This window comes from Aeromicrobium sp. Root495 (assembly GCF_001426755.1).
Classification (GTDB): domain Bacteria; phylum Actinomycetota; class Actinomycetes; order Propionibacteriales; family Nocardioidaceae; genus Aeromicrobium.
Window position 1 is genome coordinate 2,717,755 of the sequence record NZ_LMFJ01000001.1, and the last position, 21,260, is coordinate 2,739,014.

Annotated in this window: 18 protein-coding genes and 1 riboswitch; of the genes, 11 read left to right on the forward strand and 7 right to left on the reverse strand. The window is 71.6% G+C overall.

Going from position 1 to position 21,260, the window contains the following annotated elements:
• Positions 1 to 40 precede the first annotated feature (40 nt).
• Together ASD11_RS18705 and ASD11_RS13560 are read left to right on the forward strand one after the other, a co-directional pair.
• Entirely contained in the window at positions 41 to 892 is an 852-nt protein-coding gene (locus tag ASD11_RS18705) for an SCO6745 family protein (protein WP_056287955.1), read from the forward strand.
• Positions 889 to 1,671, forward strand: coding sequence for an adenosylcobinamide-GDP ribazoletransferase (locus ASD11_RS13560; RefSeq protein WP_056287956.1), 783 nt, complete (start codon positions 889 to 891; stop codon positions 1,669 to 1,671). Before ASD11_RS18705 ends, ASD11_RS13560 begins: the two co-directional genes overlap by 4 nt.
• An 83-nt stretch (positions 1,672 to 1,754) precedes the next feature.
• On the opposite strand, the gene ASD11_RS13565 is transcribed toward ASD11_RS13560, so the two are convergent.
• Positions 1,755 to 2,285 (reverse strand): bifunctional adenosylcobinamide kinase/adenosylcobinamide-phosphate guanylyltransferase, encoded by a 531-nt coding sequence (locus ASD11_RS13565; RefSeq protein WP_056287957.1) that lies wholly within the window; start codon positions 2,283 to 2,285, stop codon positions 1,755 to 1,757.
• Positions 2,286 to 2,333: 48 nt separating this feature from the next.
• Between ASD11_RS13565 and ASD11_RS13570 the strand changes: the two genes are divergently transcribed.
• The 4 genes from ASD11_RS13570 to ASD11_RS13590 all read left to right on the forward strand — a co-directional run bounded on the left by ASD11_RS13570 (position 2,334) and on the right by ASD11_RS13590 (position 5,965).
• On the forward strand, positions 2,334 to 2,678 hold the full coding sequence (locus ASD11_RS13570; protein WP_056287958.1) for a VOC family protein: 345 nt from the start codon (positions 2,334 to 2,336) through the stop codon (positions 2,676 to 2,678).
• Complete coding sequence (locus ASD11_RS13575; RefSeq protein ID WP_056287959.1) at positions 2,666 to 3,334, forward strand: hypothetical protein; 669 nt, start codon at positions 2,666 to 2,668, stop codon at positions 3,332 to 3,334. Before ASD11_RS13570 ends, ASD11_RS13575 begins: the two co-directional genes overlap by 13 nt.
• A 153-nt stretch (positions 3,335 to 3,487) precedes the next feature.
• Positions 3,488 to 5,314, forward strand: a complete 1,827-nt coding sequence (locus tag ASD11_RS13585) for a hypothetical protein (RefSeq protein ID WP_082554363.1) — start codon at positions 3,488 to 3,490, stop codon at positions 5,312 to 5,314.
• 18 nt (positions 5,315 to 5,332) lie between these two features.
• Positions 5,333 to 5,965, forward strand: coding sequence for a DUF2461 domain-containing protein (locus tag ASD11_RS13590; protein WP_056287963.1), 633 nt, complete (start codon positions 5,333 to 5,335; stop codon positions 5,963 to 5,965).
• A 98-nt stretch (positions 5,966 to 6,063) separates the two neighbouring features.
• Here the strand turns inward: ASD11_RS13590 and ASD11_RS13595 are convergent, their stop codons facing one another.
• A complete protein-coding gene (locus ASD11_RS13595; protein WP_056287964.1) occupies positions 6,064 to 6,831 on the reverse strand; it encodes a CPBP family intramembrane glutamic endopeptidase in 768 nt (255 codons plus the stop codon).
• 116 nt (positions 6,832 to 6,947) lie between these two features.
• On the opposite strand from ASD11_RS13595, the gene ASD11_RS13600 reads away from it, so the two are divergent.
• Complete coding sequence (locus tag ASD11_RS13600) at positions 6,948 to 8,165, forward strand: hypothetical protein (RefSeq protein ID WP_056287966.1); 1,218 nt, start codon at positions 6,948 to 6,950, stop codon at positions 8,163 to 8,165.
• Positions 8,166 to 8,313: 148 nt separating this feature from the next.
• On the opposite strand, the gene cobF is transcribed toward ASD11_RS13600, so the two are convergent.
• Both cobF and cobN read right to left on the reverse strand, forming a co-directional pair.
• Positions 8,314 to 9,099, reverse strand: coding sequence for a precorrin-6A synthase (deacetylating) (cobF, locus tag ASD11_RS13605; protein WP_056287969.1), 786 nt, complete (start codon positions 9,097 to 9,099; stop codon positions 8,314 to 8,316).
• A 7-nt stretch (positions 9,100 to 9,106) separates the two neighbouring features.
• Positions 9,107 to 12,739: a cobaltochelatase subunit CobN gene (gene cobN, locus ASD11_RS13610; RefSeq protein WP_056287971.1), complete on the reverse strand. Its 3,633-nt coding sequence runs from the start codon at positions 12,737 to 12,739 to the stop codon at positions 9,107 to 9,109.
• Positions 12,740 to 12,768: 29 nt separating this feature from the next.
• Positions 12,769 to 12,879: riboswitch (cobalamin riboswitch) on the reverse strand.
• Positions 12,880 to 12,914: 35 nt separating this feature from the next.
• Between cobN and ASD11_RS13615 the strand changes: the two genes are divergently transcribed.
• Positions 12,915 to 13,535: an alpha/beta hydrolase gene (locus tag ASD11_RS13615; protein ID WP_056287974.1), complete on the forward strand. Its 621-nt coding sequence runs from the start codon at positions 12,915 to 12,917 to the stop codon at positions 13,533 to 13,535.
• Between the two features lie 3 nt (positions 13,536 to 13,538).
• On the opposite strand, the gene ASD11_RS13620 is transcribed toward ASD11_RS13615, so the two are convergent.
• The gene (locus tag ASD11_RS13620; protein WP_056287975.1) at positions 13,539 to 16,061 is read right to left on the reverse strand and encodes a DEAD/DEAH box helicase; all 2,523 of its coding nucleotides are present in this window, start codon (positions 16,059 to 16,061) and stop codon (positions 13,539 to 13,541) included.
• Positions 16,062 to 16,202: 141 nt separating this feature from the next.
• On the opposite strand from ASD11_RS13620, the gene ASD11_RS13625 reads away from it, so the two are divergent.
• The 3 genes from ASD11_RS13625 to ASD11_RS13635 are packed head-to-tail and all read left to right on the forward strand — an operon-like array spanning position 16,203 to position 19,242.
• Positions 16,203 to 17,090, forward strand: coding sequence for a nitrite reductase (locus ASD11_RS13625; RefSeq protein WP_235503323.1), 888 nt, complete (start codon positions 16,203 to 16,205; stop codon positions 17,088 to 17,090).
• Positions 17,087 to 17,749, forward strand: a complete 663-nt coding sequence (locus tag ASD11_RS13630; protein ID WP_056287980.1) for a precorrin-8X methylmutase — start codon at positions 17,087 to 17,089, stop codon at positions 17,747 to 17,749. The genes ASD11_RS13625 and ASD11_RS13630 overlap by 4 nt, the downstream gene beginning before the upstream one ends.
• Positions 17,746 to 19,242 carry a precorrin-2 C(20)-methyltransferase gene (locus ASD11_RS13635; protein WP_056287983.1) on the forward strand — a complete coding sequence of 499 codons (1,497 nt, stop codon included), beginning with the start codon at positions 17,746 to 17,748 and terminating at the stop codon, positions 19,240 to 19,242. The genes ASD11_RS13630 and ASD11_RS13635 overlap by 4 nt, the downstream gene beginning before the upstream one ends.
• Before the next feature lie 65 nt (positions 19,243 to 19,307).
• On the opposite strand, the gene cobM is transcribed toward ASD11_RS13635, so the two are convergent.
• Together cobM and cbiT are read right to left on the reverse strand one after the other, a co-directional pair.
• Positions 19,308 to 20,063 carry a precorrin-4 C(11)-methyltransferase gene (cobM, locus tag ASD11_RS13640; RefSeq protein ID WP_056287986.1) on the reverse strand — a complete coding sequence of 252 codons (756 nt, stop codon included), beginning with the start codon at positions 20,061 to 20,063 and terminating at the stop codon, positions 19,308 to 19,310.
• Positions 20,060 to 21,259, reverse strand: coding sequence for a precorrin-6Y C5,15-methyltransferase (decarboxylating) subunit CbiT (cbiT, locus tag ASD11_RS13645; RefSeq protein WP_056287987.1), 1,200 nt, complete (start codon positions 21,257 to 21,259; stop codon positions 20,060 to 20,062). Before cbiT ends, cobM begins: the two co-directional genes overlap by 4 nt.
• Position 21,260 lies beyond the last annotated feature (1 nt).

The window sequence follows — 21,260 nt, forward strand, 5'->3', positions numbered from 1 at the left end:
TCCTCCGCCGCGCCGGTGCCGCATGCGGCACACTCGGCGCATGGGCCAGCACAGCGCGTTCTGGAATGCAGTCGAGACGATCCACGACGTCGTGTACTTCTCCCCGCACACCAAGGAGCGCTACGGGGCGTTGGGGCTCAAGGGCTACTGGATGGGCTACTTCGCGTCCCGGTCCGCTGCGCTCGGGACGCCCGGCCCTGAGGTCGTGATCGCGACCTTCCACGGGTTCTCCCCCGCGATCGTGCGCCGGGCCCTGCCGGACGCGTGGGAGCTGTCGGCCCCCCATGGCGGCCGCGACGCCATCCTCGAGGCGCGTCTGGGCCTGGCCCGCGACGCCCTGGCGCCGCTCCTCGACGGTCTCGGCCCGCTCGACGGTCTCGTCGAGTCGCTGCGGATCGCCCAGCGCGGTCTCGACCTCGCCGGCAAGCCGCTCGCGGCCGCCCAGTCGGCGGTCCCCCCGACCGACGACCCGGTGGGCGCGCTCTGGCACGCGGCCACGATCTTCCGCGAGTACCGCGGGGACTGCCATCTCGCCGTGCTCACCACAGCCGGTCTCGGTGGTGCGGCCGCCAACGCGCTCCAGGTCGGGACCGGCCGGGCCCAGGCGGTGCAGCGCGAGCTGCGTGGCTGGACGGAGGACGAGTGGGTCGCGGCCCAGGACTCGCTGCGTGAATGGGGCTGGCTCGACGAGTCCGGGGTGGCCACCGAGGTGGGCACCACAGCCCGCGACCGGCTCGAGGACGCCACCGACCGGGCGTGCGACGCCGGGATCGACCTCACCACCCGGGCCCGCCTCGTGACGCTGGCCGAGCCGCTCCGCACGCTCGCACGCGCCGTGGCCGACTCCGATGCCGTGCCGTTCCCCAACGCCACCGGCGGCCAACGGCCGTGACCCTCCTGCTCGACGCGTGGCGACTCTCGGTCGGCACGCTCACCGCCCTGCGGGTGGCACCGCCCACGACGGTCGACCGCCGTGTGGGCGGGTTGGCGATGCTGCTGGCACCACTGGCGGTGCTGCCGCTCGGTGCCGTGGCGGGAGGGCTCGCGTGGGCCGGGCTGGAGTGGGGGCTCGCTCCGTTCGCGGTCGCCGTGGTCGTGGTGGCGTCGGTGGTGCTCGGGACGCGGGCCTTCCACGTCGACGGTCTGGCCGACACGGCGGACGGGCTCACCGCGTCGTACGACCGCGAGCGGGCGCTGGCGGTCATGAAGACGGGCGACGTCGGGCCGGCAGGCGCCGCTGCGGTGGTCCTCGTGCTGCTGGCCCAGGTCGGATCCGTCGCCTGGCTGCTGTCGTGCTCCTACGCCTCGTCGACGGCGGAGGTCGGTCTCGCGGTCGGTCTGGCCGTCCTGGCGTCGCGGAGCGTCCTGGCCGTGGCCTGCACGAGCGGCATCCCCTCCGCCCGGCCCGGGGGTCTGGGCGACACCGTGGTCGGGTCGGTCCCCGTGGCAGGAGCACTGCTGGCCGCGCTCGTGGGCGTGGGCCTGCTCTCGGCGAGCGGAGCGCTGCTGGGGCTGGAGTGGTGGCGTGGAGCTGCAGCCGCCGCCGCAGCGGCCGTCGTGGTGGGGGCGCTGGTGCGACGCTGCGCCAGCCGCCTCGGCGGGATCACCGGCGACGTCCTCGGCGCGAGCGTCGAGCTCACCCTCGCCGTCACCCTCATCGCCCTGACCTGACGGAAGAATCTACTTCCGGCCCGTCGGACGAAGGAATCTGCATCGCGCCCGAACGGGGGTGCCGAACGTTGATTTCTTCGTCGCTAGAGGGTCAGGACGCGGCCCGCGACGACGAGCAGCACGTGGTCGACCTCGGCGGCGACGCGCTGGTTGGCGATCCCGAGGAGGTCGCGGAAGATCCGGCCGGAGCGGTGCTCCGGGACGACGCCCAGACCCACCTCGTTGGTGACCACGACGACGGTGCGGGGCGACGTACCGATGGCGTCGGCCATCGCCTCGATGCGCTCGAGCAGCACGGCCTCCCACTCGTCCTGCACGGAGTCCCAGCCGTCGAGCTCGTCGATCTGCGCCGTGAGCCACGTGCCCAGGCAGTCGATGATGAGGGCGTCGTCGCCGTCGGCCACGGCGGCGACGAGGTCGGTGGTCTCGACCGTGCGCCAGTGACCGGGGCGACGGTCCTGGTGACGTTGGACGCGGGTGGCCCACTCGGGGTCGGACTCCGGGTCGGCCTCGGGCCCGGGAGCCACGTAGGTGACGGCGTGCTCGGCAACCACGAGCGACTCGGCATGGAACGACTTTCCGGACCGCACTCCACCGGTGACCAGGTACTTCATCGGACCTCCTCGCCGACGCGTGCCGGCTTCCTCTGGCACGCTATCGCCATGGAACGGGTCCTGGGAATCGGTGGCTGCTTCATCCGCGCGAGCGACCCCGAGGCACTCGCGGCCTGGTACCGCGAGAACCTCGGCGTGGGTTCCGAGGAGGAGCTCTGGCAGCAGGAGGCCGGCCCCACCGTCTTCGCGCCGTTCCCGTCCGACAGCGACTACTTCCCGGCCGCTCAGGGCACCATGCTGAACTTCCGCGTCCGCGACCTCGACGCGATGCTCGACCAGCTCCGCGCGCACGGCGCCGACGTCGTCGAGGAGACCCAGGACATGGACGGCATCGGCCGCTTCGGCTGGGTGGTCGACCCCGAGGGCAACCGCATCGAGCTGTGGCAGCCGTAGCCGACGGTCCGGCCGTCCATCCCCTGGCCGAGATCATCACCGCGGCGGCGGCGGGACGGTTCCCTCCGGTCGACGGAGCATGGCAACGAGTCCCTCCGTGGCGAGAGGGCCTCGAGGCAGTGCTGTCGTTCACCGGTCACGCCGTGCTGGCCGTGTCGGCGCAGGTGACCGATGCCGAGATCGACGCCTGGGGCGCCGACGGGTTCGGCGGTGCGCACGACCCGCGGCTGATCAGCGCCCTCGCGGGCGACGGCGCCTGGATCGACAGCCTCGACGCACTTCTGGTCGCCCGGGGCACCGGCCTCGCCGATGGCTCACGGCGGCTCGTGCCACGTCCAGACCTGGCCGCCCACCCCAGGGCGCTCTTCGCGTCGGGGGTCCGCGACGAGGTCGCGGTGCTCGGCTACCCGGACGACGCGACGGCGATCGCCACCGTGAGCCGCGGCGTGGGTGGCCTCCACGAGCTCAGCTTCGAGGTCGAGCCCCGGCGTCGGGGCGGCGCGGGTCGGCAGCTGGTGCAGGACGCCTTGAGCAGCCTCCCCCTCGATACGCTGGTCGTCGCTGCCGTGGCCCCCGGCAACGCCGCCAGCCTGCGGACCCTCCTGGCGGCAGGCTTCGCGCCGATCGGGTCCATGCAGCTCTTCAGCCGAGCCTGATCCACGAGAACACGCGCACCGGCTTCGGTTCACGTTGCTGCGACGTCACAGCAGATCCGCCTCCGCCCACTGAGATTCTTGCTAGATTTGCGATCGATTCGGGGACACGACAGGCCGGCGTGCAAGCACGTCTGAAGTTTTCAGGAGCGCTCCATGAGCCGTCGATACCTGCCCGCCATGGTGACGATCGCCATCCTCACCTGCGCACTGGTCGGCGGCGCGAACACCGCTTCGGCCGGCGCGGCGACCCCGACGATCTCCATCTCGACGGCCAGCAAGACCTTCATGGGCGACAAGGTGATCGTCACTGGATCAGCGTCCACGTCGTTCAAGCGAAAGGTCCAGCTCCAACGCCTCAGCAGGGGCGCTTGGTCGACGGTCGCGTCGGGATACACGTCAACACGGAGCTATCGTCTCCTCGATCCCATGGTCTCCCGCGTCGGGCAGTACCGAGTTCGGGCCCCCGCCGTGAAGCATGGCGGTCGCAGCTACAAGGCCGCGACGTCTGTGACCAAGACGGTGACCTTCTACAACCAGCTGGTCGCCGGACAGACCTTGAAGGCGGACCGCGGCATCCGCTCCGGCAACGGCGCCTACAGGCTTGTGCAGCAGGGCGACGGGAACTTGGTCGTCTACAAGGGGTCCGCGGCGACGTGGTCAGCACGGTCCAACGGCGATGATCGCTGGGCGAGCATGCAGAGTGACGGTAACTTCGTCGTGTACGCGGGTCCCTCCTCATCGGCCAAAGCGGTGTGGTCGTCGGCAACCCAGGGCGCGGCCGGTTCAAGAGTCGTGATGCAGAACGACGGAAACCTCGTGGTCTACAGCGCCGGCAACGTGGCCATGTGGTCATCAGGCACGGGCCACACCGGGGCCTCGCAGAACTCGCTTCAAAGCAACGGAGTGGTCAACAAGCTCGCGAAGGGCCAGTCGCTCATCGCGCCGGACGGCTCGTACCGCGCGGTCATGCAGGCAGACGGCAACTTCGTCGTCTACGACGCAGCAGGACGTGCTCAGTGGTCGGCACGGACGGGTGGCAACCCCGGTGGGTACGTCGCACTTCAGGATGACGGCAACCTCGTCGTCTACCCGGAGTCCGGCACTGCGCGATGGTCGTCCTCCACGGCGCCCGCGACCAAGGTCGTACTGGTGATGCAGAACGACGGCAACCTCGTGCTCTACAGCCAAGGCGGTCTGGCGCTCTGGTCGTCGAACGGCGGGCGGACCGGCTATTCGCAAGACACGGTAGGTACCGGTCGTCACCTCACCGTCGGGCAGCGCATCGTCAGCAGGAACGGGGACTACTTCGCCGTCATGCAGGCCGATGGGAACCTCGTGAAGTACACGAGGTCCGGTACGGCACAGTGGTCGTCCAACACCTCAGGGTCGGGTGCCGACCGAGTCGAGATGCAAGGCGACGGCAATCTCGTGGCGTACGAGGGGAACAGCGCGAGATGGAGCTCCAAGACATCCGGTTCCAACGCCCGCCTGGTGATGCAGGACGACGGCAACCTGGTCGTGTACTCCGGGTCCACCGCGCTCTGGGACGCGTCCCGCAACGGCGCTCCCGGAGGGACACCGGCGGCCGGGATCACCAGCTTCGCTGCGTGGGCACTCAACGCAGCCAACTGGAACAGCACGACGGACGCCGGCAGACGCGGCATCGACAGCGACGGATGGTACGGCGCACAGTGCGCAGACCTCGGGATTGCCTGGTCCAAGCAGGCCGGCCGCCCTGTGGGATTCGACGGGCTGGACACGGCCGCCAAGCGCAAGCCGGGATGGCATGTCGTCGAGGGCAACCTTTCAGCGGCGCAACCCGGTGACGTCGTGACCCGTGTCCGGGGTACGCAACATGTCATCGTCGTCACCGGGTCGCCCAGTGGCGGCTCAGTGCCGGTCCTCCAGCAGAACCCCGGGTCGCCGACTGCCGTGAGCTACTCAGCATCGACCAGCGGCGTGATCTGGAGGCTGAACTAGCGCGCGTAGGCTCGACGTGTGACTTTCTCCGGCTTTCCCACTGCCGCGCTCGACTTCTACGACGACCTCGAGGTCGACAACACGAAGGCGTTCTGGGAGGAGCACAAGGCGGTCTACACCGAGTCGGTCGCGGGGCCCATGAAGGCGCTCACGGCTGCCCTGGCCGACGAGTTCGGCGAGGCCAAGATCTTCAGGCCGTACCGCGACGTCCGGTTCAGCAAGGACAAGACGCCGTACAAGACGCACCAGGGTGCGTACGTCGCGGTGGCTCCGGCCACGGGCTACTACGTGCAGGTCGGAGCGCCCGGCGTGCGGACGGGGGCCGGGTTCTACGACGCATCACCGGCACGGCTCGCGAGCCTGCGCGAGGCGATCGTGCACGACCGGCACGGGGCCGAGCTGGAGAAGATCCTCTCCGACCTGACCGCGAAGGGCTGGACCGTCGGCGGCGACCGGCTCAAGACGTCGCCGCGCGGCTACGACGCCGATCACCCCCGCATCGAGCTGCTGCGCCACAAGTCGCTCACCCTCGGCCGGGACCACGGCTTCGCGCCCTACGTCCACACCGCCGATCTGCTCGAGCACGTGCGCGCCGACTGGCGCGAGACGAGCCCGTTCGTCGAGTGGCTGCTGCGGCACAACCGCGCCTGAGCTTGGCCGCCAGCGGTGACCTGGCGTCCGTCCGGAGCGCGTCAGGACGTCCAGACGGACGCTGCCTCACCGCCCGAGCGGCTGGCAGCGCGCCTGCGCTAGGCGACGGGCTCGAGGCGCTTGCGGCGGATGATCACCACGAGCGCGATCAGGACGTAGGCGAGGATCGCGAAGATCACCCCGGGGTACCCCTCCTGGTCCGCGACGATCGCGGTGCCGGCGAGGATCGAGAAGTCGAACATCCCGTGCAGCACCGAGTTGAGGGCGTTGCCGCCCGAGGCCCGGCGGGTCAGGTAGAAGAAGTAGCCGGCGAAGCTCACGGCGATGGCCTGTGGCACGGCCTGTCCGCCCGTGGCGAAGGCGTTGGTCAGGTGCACGGCGCCGAAGACGAGACTCGACCAGAGCGCGACCTTGCCCTCCGTGAGCCCGTGCTCACGCAGCACCTGCACGCCGACCCCGCGGAACATGCCCTCCTCGCCCCAGCCGACCAGCTGCGTGGCCACGAGGAGGGCGAGCACGTAGCCGACCGGCTTGTCGGCCAGACCCGCGTAGTCGATGGCGCCGAGGATGCAGACGACGAGGATGATCGGCACGACCCACGTCCAGCGCTGGGTGCGCCGCTCCTCGACGAGCACCGGCCGGAACCAGCCGAGGTAGGCGATCACCGCGTAGGTGAAGAGGAACGCGGCGCCGAGCGGGATCCACAGGTTCACGACGACGTCGCGCGTGGTGGTGAAGCCGTCGCCCGAATCGAGGACCGACGCCGCCAACCGGCCACCACCCTGGATGATCACGAGGTACGCGACCACGATCGCCGCGAAGCCTCCGTACGTCAGTCGTCGACCGGTCCGCGCCTCAGGTCCCATGCAGGAAACCGACGGCCGGGCCGGGTCCTGGCGGTGCACTCATGGTTGCTCTCGACAACTGTGACCTGCGTCACCTAGGTTGCTCGAGGAGGGAACACCGCCTGAGGAGTCACTGCATGCCGTTCGTCAGATCTGCCCGCCCGCTCGTGGGGGCGATCGCCCTCGTGATCGCGGCCCTCCCGTTCATCGCCACGTCGGCGCAGGCCGACGGGCCGGGCGCCGGCTCGCCCTGGGTCGTCTCGGTGGGCGACTCCTACATCTCGGGCGAGGCAGGCCGCTGGGCCGGCTCCTCCAACAGCAGCTCGGCCGCCGCCGACGCGCTCGGTGGCACGGCGTACTTCGACAACACCGCCAACAACGCCGAGCAGATCGAGCGATGCCACCGGAGCAAGAGCGCCCAGATCGCCATCGGGGGCGGCATCAACAGCCTCAACCTCGCCTGCTCCGGCGCAGAGACCGCCACCGACGCGAGTGGCAGCTACTTCAAGCCCGGCCTCGACTTCTACGACAACGGTGCCGGAAAGGTCGGCCAGGCCAAGGCGCTCCAGCAGTTCGCCGCCACCCACAACGTGAAGATGGTCAACGTCTCCATCGGCGGCAACGACTTCAACTTCGCCGACGTCGTGCAGTCGTGCGTCGTCGACTTCCTCTACTCACCGTCGTGGGCCAAGGACTACTGCAACGACGACAACAGCGTGAAGGCCAACTTCACGGCCGCCAACGTGGCCGCGGTGAAGACCAAGGTGGCCAACGCGTACCTCAACGTCCGCACCGCGATGCGCAACGCGGGATACGCCGACAGCTCGTGGACGCTGCTGGTCCAGAACTACCCGTCGCCCATCCCCAACAGCTCCGGCTACCGCTACAGCCAGAGCGGCTACTCACGCCAGAACACCGGCGGCTGCGGCTTCTGGGACAACGACGCCAACTGGGCCAACGGCACCGCGCTGCCGACGATCAACAACACCGTCACGGGCGCGATCAGCCAGGCCGGGATCACGAACGCCAAGACGCTCAACCTGGCGTCGGCGTACAACGGACGTCGGCTGTGCGAGACCGGCGTCGGCCTGTACGAGGAGGTCGGGCTGAGCTCGTGGACGCAGTCCACCGCCGTCGACAGGACGGAGTGGGTCAACCAGATCCGCACGGTCACGACGGCCGGCAGCAGCCCGTACTACATCCAGGAGTCGCTGCACCCCAACTACTGGGGCCAGCTGGCCAACCGCTCGTGCGTCCGCCAGGCCTACAACGCCGGGACCCCTCGAAGCGGCACGTGCGTGCGCAACGGCAACGGCCTCAGCAGCCTCGGCGAGCCGAGGATGCTCCTGCAGTAGCGCGGCCCTCCGCCCCGGGCGGTGACGTGGCGTCCGTTTGATGGCTCGAACCAAGCCCGAACGGACGCTGAGTCACCGCCTGACGGGGCGGCTCCGCGGAAACGGACGCTGACTCACCGCCCGACGGGGTGGCCCCACGAAACGGACGTTAGGTCACCGCTCGGGGGCGGCGGAGGAGGTAGACGTCCATGACCCAGCCGGAGACGGACTTGGCCTCGTCGCGCGCGGCGAGGAGGGTCGGTAGGACGTCGGCGACGCGGCCCGCGACGAGCCGCTCGTCGGAGGTGCCGAGGTTGGCGCCCCACCAGATCTGCCAGTCGTCGAGGCCCTCGAGCTCGAGGCCGGCACTCAGCATGACCACGACGTTCTCGGCGCCGTCGACCACGGCTGCGCGCAGGCGCCGGGCCGTGGTGACGAGGATCGGCTGCCCCACCTCGTGCAGCACGATGCGGTGGCGCGCGGCGAGGAGCTGCAGCGCCGAGATGCCCGGGAGCACGTCCCACTCGAAGTCCAGGGCCCCCCGCGCCAGCACGCGCTCCACGACGCGGATGGTGGAGTCGTAGAACGCCGGGTCTCCCCACACGAGGAGGGCGACGTCGCCGGAGCCGTCACCGGCGTCGGCCCACGCGGCGCTCAGCGCGGCCTCCCAGGCCTCGGCGCGGGCGTCGTGCCAGTCGGTGACGACGTCCTCGTACCCCGCCACCGTGGCGGTGGACCTGGCCGAGCGGTCGCGCTCGGGGTCGGCCACCTCGACCACCCGGAGGCCGGGCGCGTGGCGCTCGATGATGGCGTGGCGTGCGGCGGCCAGCGGGTCGTCCTCGCGCTTGACGGTGACGAGGGCACAGCTCGACGCCTTGAGTGCCTCGACGGCCTCGATCGTCAGCTGGTCGGGGTGGCCACAGCCGATCCCGACGAGCCGGACCCTTCGGGTCATCCGCGCGTCACCGGTCCTCCAGCTCGCCCTCGACGTCGAGGTAGACCTGCTGCATCGCTGCGACGACCTCGGGGTCGGGCTCGGCCCACAGTCCGCGGTCGGCCGCCTCGGAGAGCCGCTCGACGATGCCGCGCAGCGCCCACGGGTTGGCCTCGCGCATGAACTCCTGCGTCTCGGCGTCGAGCACGTACTCCTTGGCGAGCGACTCGTACATCCAGTCGTGCACGACACCGGCCGTGGCGTCGAAGCCGAAGAGGTAGTCGACCGTGGCCGCCAGCTCGAACGCGCCCTTGTACCCGTGGCGACGCATGGCGCCGATCCAGCGCGGGTTCACGACGCGCGAGCGGAAGACGCGGTTGGTCTCCTCCTGCAGCGTGCGGGTGCGGACGGCGTCGGGCGAGGTGGAGTCGCCGACGTAGGCCTTGGGGTCCTCGCCCGTGAGCGCACGGATCGTGGCCACCATGCCGCCGTGGTACTGGAAGTAGTCGTCGGAGTCGGCGATGTCGTGCTCACGGGTGTCGATGTTCTTGGCCGCCACCTTGATGCGCTTGTACGACGTGCGCATGTCGTCGGCAGCCGGCACCCCGGCGAGGTCGCGGCCGTACGCGAAGCCGCCCCATGCCGTGTAGACCTCGGCGAGGTCTGCGTCGTCGCGCCACGTGCCGGACTCGATGACCTGCAGCACGCCGGCGCCGTAGGAGCCGGGCGCCGAGCCGAAGATGCGGGTCGTGGCGCGACGACGGTCGCCGTGCTCGGCGAGGTCGGCCTCGGTGTGGACCCGCACGAAGTTCCGATCAGCCGGCTCGTCGAGGTCGGCGACCAGCTGGACCGCGTCATCGAGCATGGCCACGACGTGCGGGAAGGCGTCGCGGAAGAACCCTGAGATGCGGACCGTGACGTCGATCCGCGGGCGGCCCAGCTCCTCGAGCGGGATGACCTCGAGGTCGGAGACCCGTCGCGAGGCCTCGTCCCACACCGGGCGGACACCGAGAAGCGCGAGCACCTCGGCGATGTCGTCGCCGCTCGTGCGCATGGCCGACGTGCCCCAGACGGAGAGGCCGACCGACGCCGGGTACTCACCCGTCTCGTCGAGGTAGCGCTGGAGCAGCGACTCCGCCATGGCCTGGCCCGTTCCCCAGGCGAGGCGCGACGGGACGGCCCGCGGGTCGACGGTGTAGAAGTTGCGGCCCGTGGGCAGCACGTTGACGAGTCCGCGCAGCGGCGAGCCCGACGGACCGGCGGGGATGAAGCCGCCCTCCAGCGCGTGCAGCACGGCGCCGAGCTCGTTGCTCGTGCCGGCGAGGCGCGGCACCACCTCCGTGGCGGCGAACCGCAGGACCCGCTGGACGTCGGGGTCGTCGTGGAGCGAGGTGGCGACGTCGGCGTCCCAGCCGGCGTCCTCCATGGACTGCACCAGGGCGCGGGCTTGCGTCTCGATGTCGTCGACGACCCTGGTGGACTCGCCCTCCTTGAGGCCGAGCGAGGCCCGGAGGCCGGAGACCGCTCCGGCCTCGCCTCCCCACACCTGCGAGGCGCGCAGGATCGCGAGCACGAGGTCGACGCGGACCGACGCCTCGGGCGCCTGGCCGAGCACGTGCAGGCCGTCGCGGATCTGGACGTCCTTGATCTCACAGAGCCAGCCGTCGACGTGCATGATGAAGTCGTCGAACGACTCGTCGTCGGGCTGCTCGTCGAGGCCCAGGTCGCGGTGCATCTCGGCCGAGCGCATGAGCGTCCAGATCTCGCCCCGGATGGCCGGCAGCTTGGCCGGGTCCATCGACGCGATGTTGCCGTACTCGTCGAGCAGCTGCTCCAGGCGCGCGATGTCGCCGTAGGTCTCGGCGCGGGCCATGGGCGGGATGAGGTGGTCGACCACGACGGCGTGCGCGCGACGCTTGGCCTGCGCGCCCTCGCCCGGGTCGTTCACGAGGAACGGGTAGATGAGCGGAAGATCGGCGATGGCCGCGTCGGTGGCGCACGAGGCCGACAGCGCCGCGTTCTTGCCCGGCAGCCACTCCATGGAGCCGTGCTTGCCGAGGTGCACGACGGCGTGGGCGCCGAAGCCTCCCGACTCGGTGGAGCCGCGCAGCCAGCGGTAGGCGGCGAGGTAGTGGTGCGACGGCGCCATGTCGGGGTCGTGGTAGATCGCGACGGGGTTCTCGCCGAAGCCGCGGGGCGGCTGGATGAGGATCACGACGTTGCCCGCCTGCAACGTGGCCAGCACGATGTGGCCGTCGCCGTTCACGAAGAGCTGGCCCGGGGCCGGACCCCACGCCTCCTCGATGCCGTCGCGCAGGTCCTGCGGGAGCTCGGCGGTCCACGCGGCGTACTGCTCGGGCGTGATGCGCACGTGCGAGTCGGTGAGCTGCGCCGTGGTGAGCCACTCCTCGTCCTGTCCGCCCGCGTCGATGAGGGTGTGGATGAGCTTGTTGCCGGCCTCGGTGTCGTCCTCCATGGCGAGGATGCGGGTGACCTCGTTGTCGCCGCCGAGGTCGTAGCCCGCCTCGGCCATGAGGCGCAGCATGCGGACGGCCGAGACGGGGGTGTCGAGGCCGACGGCGTTTCCGACGCGGCTGTGCTTGGTGGGGTAGGCCGAGAGCATGAGGGCGACCCGACGGTCCTCGGCCGGCGTGTGGCGCAGGCGCGCGTGGTGCACCGCGATGCGGGCCACGCGGTCGGATCGCTCGGGGTCGGCGACGTAGCGGGGCAGCCCGTCCTCGTCGACCTCCTTGAAGGAGAACGGAGCCGTGATGATGCGGCCGTCGAACTCGGGGATGGCGATCTGGTTGGCCGAGTCGAGCGGGGTGACGCCGTCGTCGTTGGCGAGCCACTCCTCGCGGCTCGACGTGAGGCAGAGCCCCTGCAGGATCGGGATGTCGAGCGCGGCCATGCGAGCGACGTCCCAGGCCTCGTCGTCGCCACCCGCCGACGCCGACGCCGGGGTGGCGCCACCGGCCGCGAGCACCGTGACCACGAGGGCGTCGAGCGTCCCGAGCGCCTCGTAGAGGTCGTCCGATGCGGAGCGGAGCGAGCTGCTGAAGATGGGGAGGCCCACGGCCTCGCCCGTGGCGTCGATCGCGTCGGCGAGGGCGTGGGCGAAGTCCTCGTTGCCGCTCGCGTGGTGGGCCCGGTAGAAGAGCACGCCGATCCGCGGCAGTGCGAGTGGTTCTTGAAGCTCTCCACGCTGGAAGGCGGGCGACGACGACCGATCAAGGAAACCCCAGTCCGGGACGTTGACGGGTGGCTCGAAGCCCTCGCCCGTCAGGAGCACGGTGTCGGAGGCGAAGGCGTGCAGCTGCGTGAGGTTCTCGGGGCCGCCCTCGACGAGGTAGCGGTGCGCCTCGGCCGCGACGCCGACGGGCACGGTGGACAGTTCCATGAGCTCGGCGTTGGGCGTGAGCTCGCCGCCCAGCACGATCATGGGCTTGCCGGTCGCGCGGATGCGCTCGAAGCCGCCGCACAGGTCGTCGGGCGAGCCGAGCAGGCGGCAGATGACGAGGTCGGAGGCCTCGATGGCCTCGGCCATGCTCTGGTGGCCCTCCACCTGGCGGCCGGGGTTGGCCCACAGGTAGTCGGCGCCGCTCGCACGGGCGGACAGGAGGTCGGTGTCGGACGTCGACAGCAGCGCGATGCGGGTCATCAGGATCCTTCCGGGGTTCTCGCCCCTGGGTGTCGGAACCGTCCGCGGGCAGTGTCTGGCTTGCCGATCGCTCGGCACACAGTGGCGGAACCGCCCCGGAGTGACACCGGGTTCCTGCGGCCGCGGACGAAGTGGGCCCAGCCTACGGTGCCGGCGACCCGGCTAAGGTCGCGCCATGACGCAGGAGTACGCACCGGGCCGGCTCGTCGACGTCGTGGGCGAGGGCCCGACCGTTCTCCTGTGGCACGGACGCGGCCCGGACAACCGGCTCGCACTGACCCGCCTGGCGGCGGCCGTCGCCGCGTCCGGACGTCGCGTCGTGGTGCCCGACTGGGACTCCACGCACGAGGACGGCGGACGGAGCGACCTCCTCTCGTCGCTGCGGTTCGCCCGCGAGACGGCCGACGACGACCCCGACCAGCTCACGCTCCTCGGCTGGTCCTTGGGCGGCATCGCCGCAGCGAGCCTCACGCTCAACCAGCGACGGCTCGGGATCGGTCTGGCCCGCACCGTGCTCGTGGCCGCCGGGGCGTTTCCCTACGACGACCCCATCAGCGGCGCGCCCGTCGGGCCGGCCAAGCCGCCCGTGCAGCGCACCACCACGGTCGCCTTCGTGCACGCCCTGCGCGACGAGCTCATCGCCACCGAGGACGTGCACCGCGCCCACGCGGACTGGTCACAGGCGGGCTGGCCGGTCACGCTGCGTGAGCTCGACGCCGACCACTTCTCGATCGTCGAGGACACGGCCGACGAGGTCGCGTCGATCGTGCTCCGCCCCCCGCCCTCCTGGGAGTGAGGCTCAGAGGGGGCCGACGGCCGTGACGTGCAGGACCGGCTCGCCGGCCTCGTCGGAGGCGGTCAGGTCGACCTCGGCGCTGATGCCCCAGTCGCGGTGGCCCTCCGGGTCGTCGAGGACCTGGCGGACGGTCCACGTGGTGGCGTTCTCCTCCACCATGAACAGCCGCGGACCGCGGGCCTCCTGGCCGGTCCCCATGCTCTCGTACTCGTCGTAGTAGGGGTCGATGGCCTCGCGCCACGCGAGCGCGTTCCACTCCGAGTCGGGAGCGAGCGCCTCGAGGGCCGTCCAGCGGCCGAACGCCAGCAGTTCCACGCGTCGGAACATGGCGTTGCGGATCATCGTGCGGAAGGCCCGCTTGTTGGCGGTGAGCGGCCGCGGCGGCTTGCCCTCCTGGGCCTGGGCGCGCACCTCGAGGGGGTCGGTGCCGGGCTCGATGAGCGCCTCCCACTCGTCGAGGAGGGAGGAGTCTGTCTGGCGGACCAGCTCGCCGAGCCACTCGATGAGGTCGGCCAGCTCGTCGTCGAGCGCCGACACCGGGACCGAGCGGCCGAGCGTCTTGTAGACGTCGGAGAGATAGCGTAGGACGAGGCCCTCGGAGCGGGCGAGCTCGAACTCGGAGACGAGCTCGGAGAACGTCATGGCCCGCTCCCACATGTGCCGCACCACCGACTTGGGCCTGAGCTCGTAGTCGCTCACCCAGGGATGACCGATGCGGTAGGCCTCGTAGGCCGCCTCGAGCAGCTCCTCGAGCGGCTTGGGGTGCGTGATCTCCTCGAGCAGCTCCATGCGCTCGTCGTACTCGATCCCGTCGGCCTTCATCTCGCCCACGGCCTCGCCGCGGGCGCGGTGGCGCTGCGCGTTGATGATGGGACGCGGGTCGTCGAGCGTGGCCTCCACGACCGAGACGACGTCGAGCGCGTAGGTGGGCTCCTCGCGGTCGAGGAGGTCGAGCGCGGCGACGGCGAACGGCGAGAGCGGCTGGTTGAGCGCGAAGTTGGCCTGCAGGTCGACGGTGAGACGCAGGGTGCGACCGTCCTCGTCGGGGACGTCGAGCTCCTCGACGACGCCGCCCGTGATCAGCGCCTCGAGGATCTCCTCGACGCGGTTGAGCAGCCGCTCCTGGGACTCCTCGGTCTCGCCACTCTCCCGCAGCAGGTGCTCGAGGGAGGCGCGGGCGTCGCCGGGGCGGGAGATGACGTCGAGCACCATGGCGTGGGTCATGCGCATGCGCGAGACGAGCGGTTCGGGGGTGCCGGACACGAGCTTGTCGAAGGTGCCCTGGCCCCACGAGACGAAGCCCTCGGGCGGCTTCTTGCGCTGCACCCGCTTGAGCTTCTTGGGGTCGTCTCCGGCCTTGCGCACGAGTCGGGCGTTCTCGACCTCGTGGTCGGGGGCCTCGACGACGACGTGGCCGACCGTGTCGTAGCCGGCGCGTCCTGCGCGGCCCGCGATCTGCTGGAACTCCCGCACCTGGAGCTGGCGCTGGCGGGTGCCGTCGTACTTGGACAGACCGCTGAACAGGACCGTGCGGATGGGCACGTTGATGCCGACACCCAGGGTGTCGGTGCCGCACACCACCTTGAGCAGGCCCTGCTGCGTGAGCGTCTCGACGAGACGGCGGTAGCGCGGCAGCATGCCGGCGTGGTGCACGCCCACCCCGGCACGCACGAGGCGCGAGAGCGTGCGGCCGAACGCCGAGCTGAAGCGGAAGTCGCCCAGTGCTTCGGCGATGGCGTCGCGCTCCGAGCGCGTCGCGACGTTGATGGAGGTGAGGGCCTGTGCCCGCTCCATCGCCGAGGCCTGCGTGAAGTGCACGACGTAGACCGGCGCCTGACCCGTGGAGATGAGCTGCTCGAGCGTCTCCTGGACCGGCGTGGTCACGTACTCGCTGATGAGCGGGACCGGTCGCTCGACCGACGTGACGACGGCGGTGTCGCGGCCCGTGCGTCGGGTCAGGTCCTTCTCGAGGCTCGTCGTGTCGCCGAGCGTGGCCGACATCAGCAGGAACTGGGCCCGCGGCAGCTCGATGAGCGGGACCTGCCACGCCCAGCCGCGGTCGGGGTCGGCGTAGTAGTGGAACTCGTCCATCACGACGAGGCCGATGTCGGCGCGGGCGCCCTCGCGCAGCGCGATGTTGGCGAGGATCTCGGCGGTGGCCGCGATGATCGGGGCATCGGCGTTCACGGCGGCATCGCCCGTGACCATGCCGACGTTGTCGGCGCCGAAGATCTCGCAGAGCTCGAAGAACTTCTCGCTCACGAGGGCCTTGATGGGGGCGGTGTAGACGCTGCACTCGCCCCGGGCCAGCGCCGTGGCCATCGCGGCCGTGGCGACGAGGCTCTTGCCGCTGCCCGTCGGGGTCGCGAGCACCACGTTGGACCCGGCGAGGCACTCGAGGATCGCTTCCTCCTGGGCGGGGTAGAGCGTCAGCCCGCGGCTCTCGACCCACTGCTCGATGGCCTCGTTGACGGCGTCCTCGTCGAAGGCGGCGCCGTCAGGAGGGAGGACATCGATGAGGCGCATGCGTCCATTGTCTCGTGCCCGCCCCGGAGCACTCCCCTCGGCAACCTGACCCATCCCGCGGGAAGGATCCCGAGGGATGGGTCGGTTTGCCAACACCCCGTGGTAAACCGTCGCGGGGGGCGGGGTGGCAGCATGGCGGCCGTGACCCGCACGTACCGTGACCGCTGCCCCGGGGTGCTCCGGCCGTGGATCGCCGAGGACGGCGCCCTCGTCCGGCTGCGGCTCGTCGGAGGCCGCACGACCAAGGGCGCTCTGCGCCACCTGCTCGAGATCAGCGCCGACCACGCCGACGGCGACGTGTCCCTGACCAAGCGGGCCAACCTGCAGCTGCGGGGCATCGCGCACGAGGACGGCTGCGTCGACCCGGCCTTCGTCGAGGCGGTCACGGAGGCCGGGTTCCTGCCCGCCCCGACCCACGAGCTCGTGCGCAACATCATGGTCTCGCCGCTCACCGGACGTCGGGGCGGCCAGGCCGACCTCGGCCCTGTGGCCGAGCAGCTCGACGCGCTCCTGTGTGCCGACCCCGCGTTCACCGATCTCTCCGCCCGCTTCCTGTTCGTCCTCGACGACGGACGGGGCGACCTCGTGGACCGCACGCTCGACGTCGGCGCCATGGCCGTGGACGCCGAGCACGCGCAGGTGCGGATCGGCTCCGAGCACTGGGGCGACGTCGTGACCCTCGAGGCGCTGCCCGAGGCCCTCGCCGACGTCGCACGGCGGTTCGTCGACGTCCGCGGCACCGGCGACGACGCTCCGTGGCACGTCGACGAGCTCGACGGTGCGGACGGGACGGGCGTCGAGGCGCTCTCGGGACCGCCGCACGCTCGCGACCTCCGCACCCACGTGACGTCGCTCCCGCTGCCGCAGGGCATGATCGCGCAGGACGACGGCCGGTCCGTCGAGCACGTCCCCGTCCCCGACGGGCTGCTCACGCCCGAGCTCGCCAGGCCGCTGCTGGACCGTGCGGCCGGTCCCGTCGTCGTGACCCCCTGGCGCAGCCTGCTGCTCCCCGACCTGGAGGACGCATGACGCTGCTGCCCCCGCCCCACCGCTACGAGTACGAGGGCAGCGGACCGGCCATCTACGTCGACTCGTTCGCCACGATCCGCGCCGAGACGGACCTGACCGGTGTCCCGGCCGACGCCGAGAAGGTGGCCGTGCGGATGATCCACGGCACCGGTCAGACCGACCTCGTGAAGGACCTCGTGATCCATCCCGGCCTGGCCGGCGCGGCCCGCACGGCCCTGGAGACCGGCGCGCCCATCTTCACCGACGCGCACATGGTGGCCTCGGGCGTCACGCGGGCCCGCCTCCCGCGCGAGAACGACGTGATCTGCATGCTGCGCGACGAGCGCGTGCCGGGGCTCGCCACCGCGTGGGGCACGACCCGCTCGGCCGCTGCCGTCTCCCTGTGGGGCGACCGCCTCGAGGGCGCGCTCGTGGCGATCGGCAACGCCCCCACGGCGCTGTTCCACCTCCTCGAGCTCATCGCCGACGGAGGTCCCCGGCCGGCTGCCATCGTCGGTGTGCCCGTCGGCTTCATCGGCGCGGCCGAGTCCAAGGAGGCCCTCGCCTCGTTCGCCGCCGACACCGGCATCAACGTCCCGTTCGTCACGGTGCACGGGCGCCGCGGGGGCTCGGCCATGGCGGCGTCGGCCGTCAACGCGCTCGCACAGGAGAAGGAGTGAGCGCGTTCCGCGTCGTCGGCGTGGGGCCGGGCGACCCCGAGCTCGTGACCCTCAAGGCGGCCCGGCTCATCCGCGAGGCCGGCGTCGTGGCGTACCACCAGGGCGTCGGGAAGTCCTCCAACGCGCGACGCATCGTGGCCGACCTCGTGAGTCCCGGAACGGTCGAGGAGGTGCTCCAGTACCCCGTCACGACCGGGGTCACCGACCACCCCGGCGGCTACGACGGCGCCATGAGCGACTTCTACGACGAGTGCGAGCAGCGCGTCGGGGCGCACCTGGCGCAGGGCCGGGACGTCGTGCTGCTGGCGGAGGGCGACCCGCTCCTCTACGGCTCGGCGATGTACCTGCACGACCGGCTGTCGGAGCGGCACGAGACGGCGATCGTGCCGGGAGTGCCTGCGTTCGCCGCGGCCACCGCCGCGGCCGGGACACCGCTCGTGCGCCACACCGACGTGCTCACCGTCCTGCCCGGGACGCTCGACGAGCCCGAGCTGGCCCGGCGTCTCGCCGACACCGACGGCGCCATCATCATGAAGCTCGGCCGCACCTTCGCCAAGGTCCGCTCGGCCATGGAGCAGGCGGGCCGTCTCGACGGCGCGCTCTACGTGGAGCGAGCGTCGATGGCCGAGGAACGCTCCATGCCGGTGGCCGACGTCGACCCCGCGACCGTCCCGTACTTCTCGCTCATCGTGGTCCCCGGCGACACGAAGCCGGTGCCGCGCCCCCGCGACGTCAGGCCGTCGGCGACGGCCGAGGTGCTCGTCGTCGGCCTGGGCCCCGGACCCGACCGCTGGCTCACCCCCGAGGTCGAGCAGGCGCTCGCCGAGGTCGGCCACGTCGTCGGCTACGCCCCCTACGTGGAGCGGGTGCCGCAGCGCGCGGGCCTGCAGCGGCACGCGTCGGGCAACACCGTCGAGGTGGACCGCGCGCGGCTCGCCCTCGACCTCGCGCTGTCCGGTGAGAAGGTCGCGGTCGTCTCGGGCGGCGATGCCGGAGTCTTCGGCATGGCGTCGGCCGTGTTCGAGGCCGCGGAGGACCCGCAGTACGCCGACGTCCACGTGAAGGTGCTGCCCGGGGTCTCTGCCGTCCAGGCCGTCGCGGCCCGGGCGGGAGCTCCCGTCGGTGCCGACTTCGCAGTCCTGAGCCTCTCGGACCGGCTCAAGCCGTGGGACGTCGTGGAGGCGCGTGTACGCGCCATCGCCCGCGCCGACCTCGTCCTCGCCGTCTACAACCCGCGCTCCCGCGCCCGTCCGACGCAGGTGGGCGAGCTGCGCTCGATCCTGCTCGAGGAGCGTCCTGGCGACACCGTCGTCGTGGTCGGGCGCGACGTCGGCCGTGCCGAGGAGTCGCTCACCGTCACGACGCTCGAGGCGCTCGATCCCGAGACCATCGACATGAAGTGCCTGCTCGTCATCGGTGCCTCGTCGACGCGCGTCACCGCGAGCGGCCAGGTCTGGACCCCTCGCTTCGTCGACCCCACCCCTTCCCCCTGAGCGTGACGTCTGGGGGGTGATCTCACGGATTCCGGCCCGCAGACGTCACACTCAGCGGGGGCGGGTCAGCGCTTGAGGGAGCGGTCCCTCGTCGGGGCGTAGAGGTAGGACTCGGCGCCGCGGACATCAGGCGCCAGGGCCCGACCCACGAGCACGACGGCCGCCTGGCGCAGGCCCTCGGCCTCCACCTGGTCGGCGATGTCGGCGAGGGTCCCGCGCAGCACGCGCTCCTGCGGCTGCGAGGCCCGCGACACCACCACGACGGGGCAGTCGTCCCCGTAGTGCTCGGCCAGCTCGGCAGCCAGCTCGCGGGTGCGGGTGATCGCGAGGTGCAGGCACAGGGTGGCGCCGGTGGCCGCGAACGACGCGAGCTGCTCGCCCTCCGGCATCGCCGTTGAGCGGGCCTGCGTGCGGGTGAGCACGACCGACTGCACGAGCTCGGGCACCGTGAGCTCTGCGCCCACGATGGCTGCCGCGGCCGCGTACGCGGGCACCCCCGGGGTCACGTCCCACGGCACGCCGTGCGCGTCGAGCCGGCGCGCCTGCTCGTGCACCGCGGAGTAGAGCGAGGGGTCGCCGGAGCACAGCCGAACGACCTCGAGGCCGGCCGCCTGGGCGTCGACCAGCTCGGCCGTGATGCGGTCGAGGTCGAGGTCCTGCGTGTCCACGAGGCGAGCGTCCTCGCGGCAGTGCGAGAGCACCTCGGCGTCGAGGTACGTGCCGGCGTAGACCACCACGTCGGCGGCGCGCAGCAGGTTCACGGCGCGCAGGGTCAGGAGGTCTGCGGCACCGGGGCCGGCTCCCACGAAGTGGACGGTCACGCTCGGTCTCCCTTGACGACGCTCCACTGCACGACGGTGCGGGCGGGCGACCAGCCGCGGAAGGAGCCAATGGTGTCGGCGTGCTCGACGGAGAGCCGCGTCAGCTCACCGCCCCACGAGCCGTGGCGCCGGACGAGCTCGGCCTCGGTCTCCAGCGTCACGCCGTGGACGACGAGCCGTCCGCCGACGTCGAGCGCGTCCCAGCAGGCCTCGAGCAGCCCGGGACGGGTGGCTCCCCCGCCGACGAAGACGGCATCCGGGTCCGGGAGCGCAGCCAGGACCTCGGGTGCACCGCCCTCGGTCACCTCCACGCGCGGGACGCCGAGTCGCAGTGCGTTGGTCCGGATCCTCGCCGCCCGCTCCGGGTCCTTCTCGACGGCCGAGACCGAGCAGCGCGGATGGGCGCGGGCCCACTCGATGCCCACGGACCCGGCTCCCGCGCCGACGTCCCAGAGGTGCTCGCCCGGAAGCGGCGCGAGCCTGGCGAGTGCTGCTGCCCGGACGTCGCGCTTGGTCAGCTGGCCGTCGTGGTCGAAGGCGTGGTCGGGGAGCCCGCCCAGGAGGGGCAGGACACGCCCCTCGCCGGCCACCTCCACGGCCAGGACGTGCAGCGCCGAGGCTGCGCCCGACCAGGTGGTCGCGTCGCCGGTCCGGACCGACTCGAAGGGGCTGCCCAGCTCGCTCAGCACCGTGAGCGTCGACGCCCCGAACCCCAGCTCGCGCAGCTGGGCTGCCACCTCCACCGGGACCGAGCCGTCGTTGGAGAGGACCAGCACGCGCGCGCCGGGCACGAGGTGGCGGGGCAGCTCGCGGTGGTCGCGGATCACCGAGGTGGTCTCCGCAGGCCACACCAGACGGGCCCGTGCCTCCGACACCGACGAGACCGCCGGCACCACGGTCACCGCGGCGGGATCGCCGAGCACGTCGACGAGCGTCGTCGCCACGCCGTGCAGGAGGGGATCCCCCGACGCCAGGGCGACGACGCGGTCCGCGCCGTCGAGCTCCTCGAGGATCGGGAGGATGCTGGCGCGCAAGGGCGAGCCCCACGGAACGCGACGCGCGACGACCTCGTCGGGCAGCAGCTCGAGCTGTCGTCGCGAGCCGATCACGACGTCGGCCCCGAGCACCTCGGCCAGCCCCCTGCCCTCGAGCCCGTGGGCACCGATGCCGACGACGAGGACGTGGGGCGTGGACATG

Coding starts and splice junctions, on each gene's coding strand:
- ASD11_RS18705 (WP_056287955.1), top strand. CDS start 41: ATGGGCCAGCACAGCGCGTTCTGGAATGCAGTCGAGACGATCCACGAC.
- ASD11_RS13565 (WP_056287957.1), bottom strand. CDS start 2,285: ATGAAGTACCTGGTCACCGGTGGAGTGCGGTCCGGAAAGTCGTTCCAT.
- ASD11_RS13570 (WP_056287958.1), top strand. CDS start 2,334: ATGGAACGGGTCCTGGGAATCGGTGGCTGCTTCATCCGCGCGAGCGAC.
- ASD11_RS13585 (WP_082554363.1), top strand. CDS start 3,488: ATGAGCCGTCGATACCTGCCCGCCATGGTGACGATCGCCATCCTCACC.
- ASD11_RS13595 (WP_056287964.1), bottom strand. CDS start 6,831: ATGGGACCTGAGGCGCGGACCGGTCGACGACTGACGTACGGAGGCTTC.
- ASD11_RS13600 (WP_056287966.1), top strand. CDS start 6,948: ATGCCGTTCGTCAGATCTGCCCGCCCGCTCGTGGGGGCGATCGCCCTC.
- cobF (WP_056287969.1), bottom strand. CDS start 9,099: ATGACCCGAAGGGTCCGGCTCGTCGGGATCGGCTGTGGCCACCCCGAC.
- cobN (WP_056287971.1), bottom strand. CDS start 12,739: ATGACCCGCATCGCGCTGCTGTCGACGTCCGACACCGACCTCCTGTCC.
- ASD11_RS13615 (WP_056287974.1), top strand. CDS start 12,915: ATGACGCAGGAGTACGCACCGGGCCGGCTCGTCGACGTCGTGGGCGAG.
- ASD11_RS13620 (WP_056287975.1), bottom strand. CDS start 16,061: ATGCGCCTCATCGATGTCCTCCCTCCTGACGGCGCCGCCTTCGACGAG.
- ASD11_RS13630 (WP_056287980.1), top strand. CDS start 17,087: ATGACGCTGCTGCCCCCGCCCCACCGCTACGAGTACGAGGGCAGCGGA.
- cbiT (WP_056287987.1), bottom strand. CDS start 21,259: ATGTCCACGCCCCACGTCCTCGTCGTCGGCATCGGTGCCCACGGGCTC.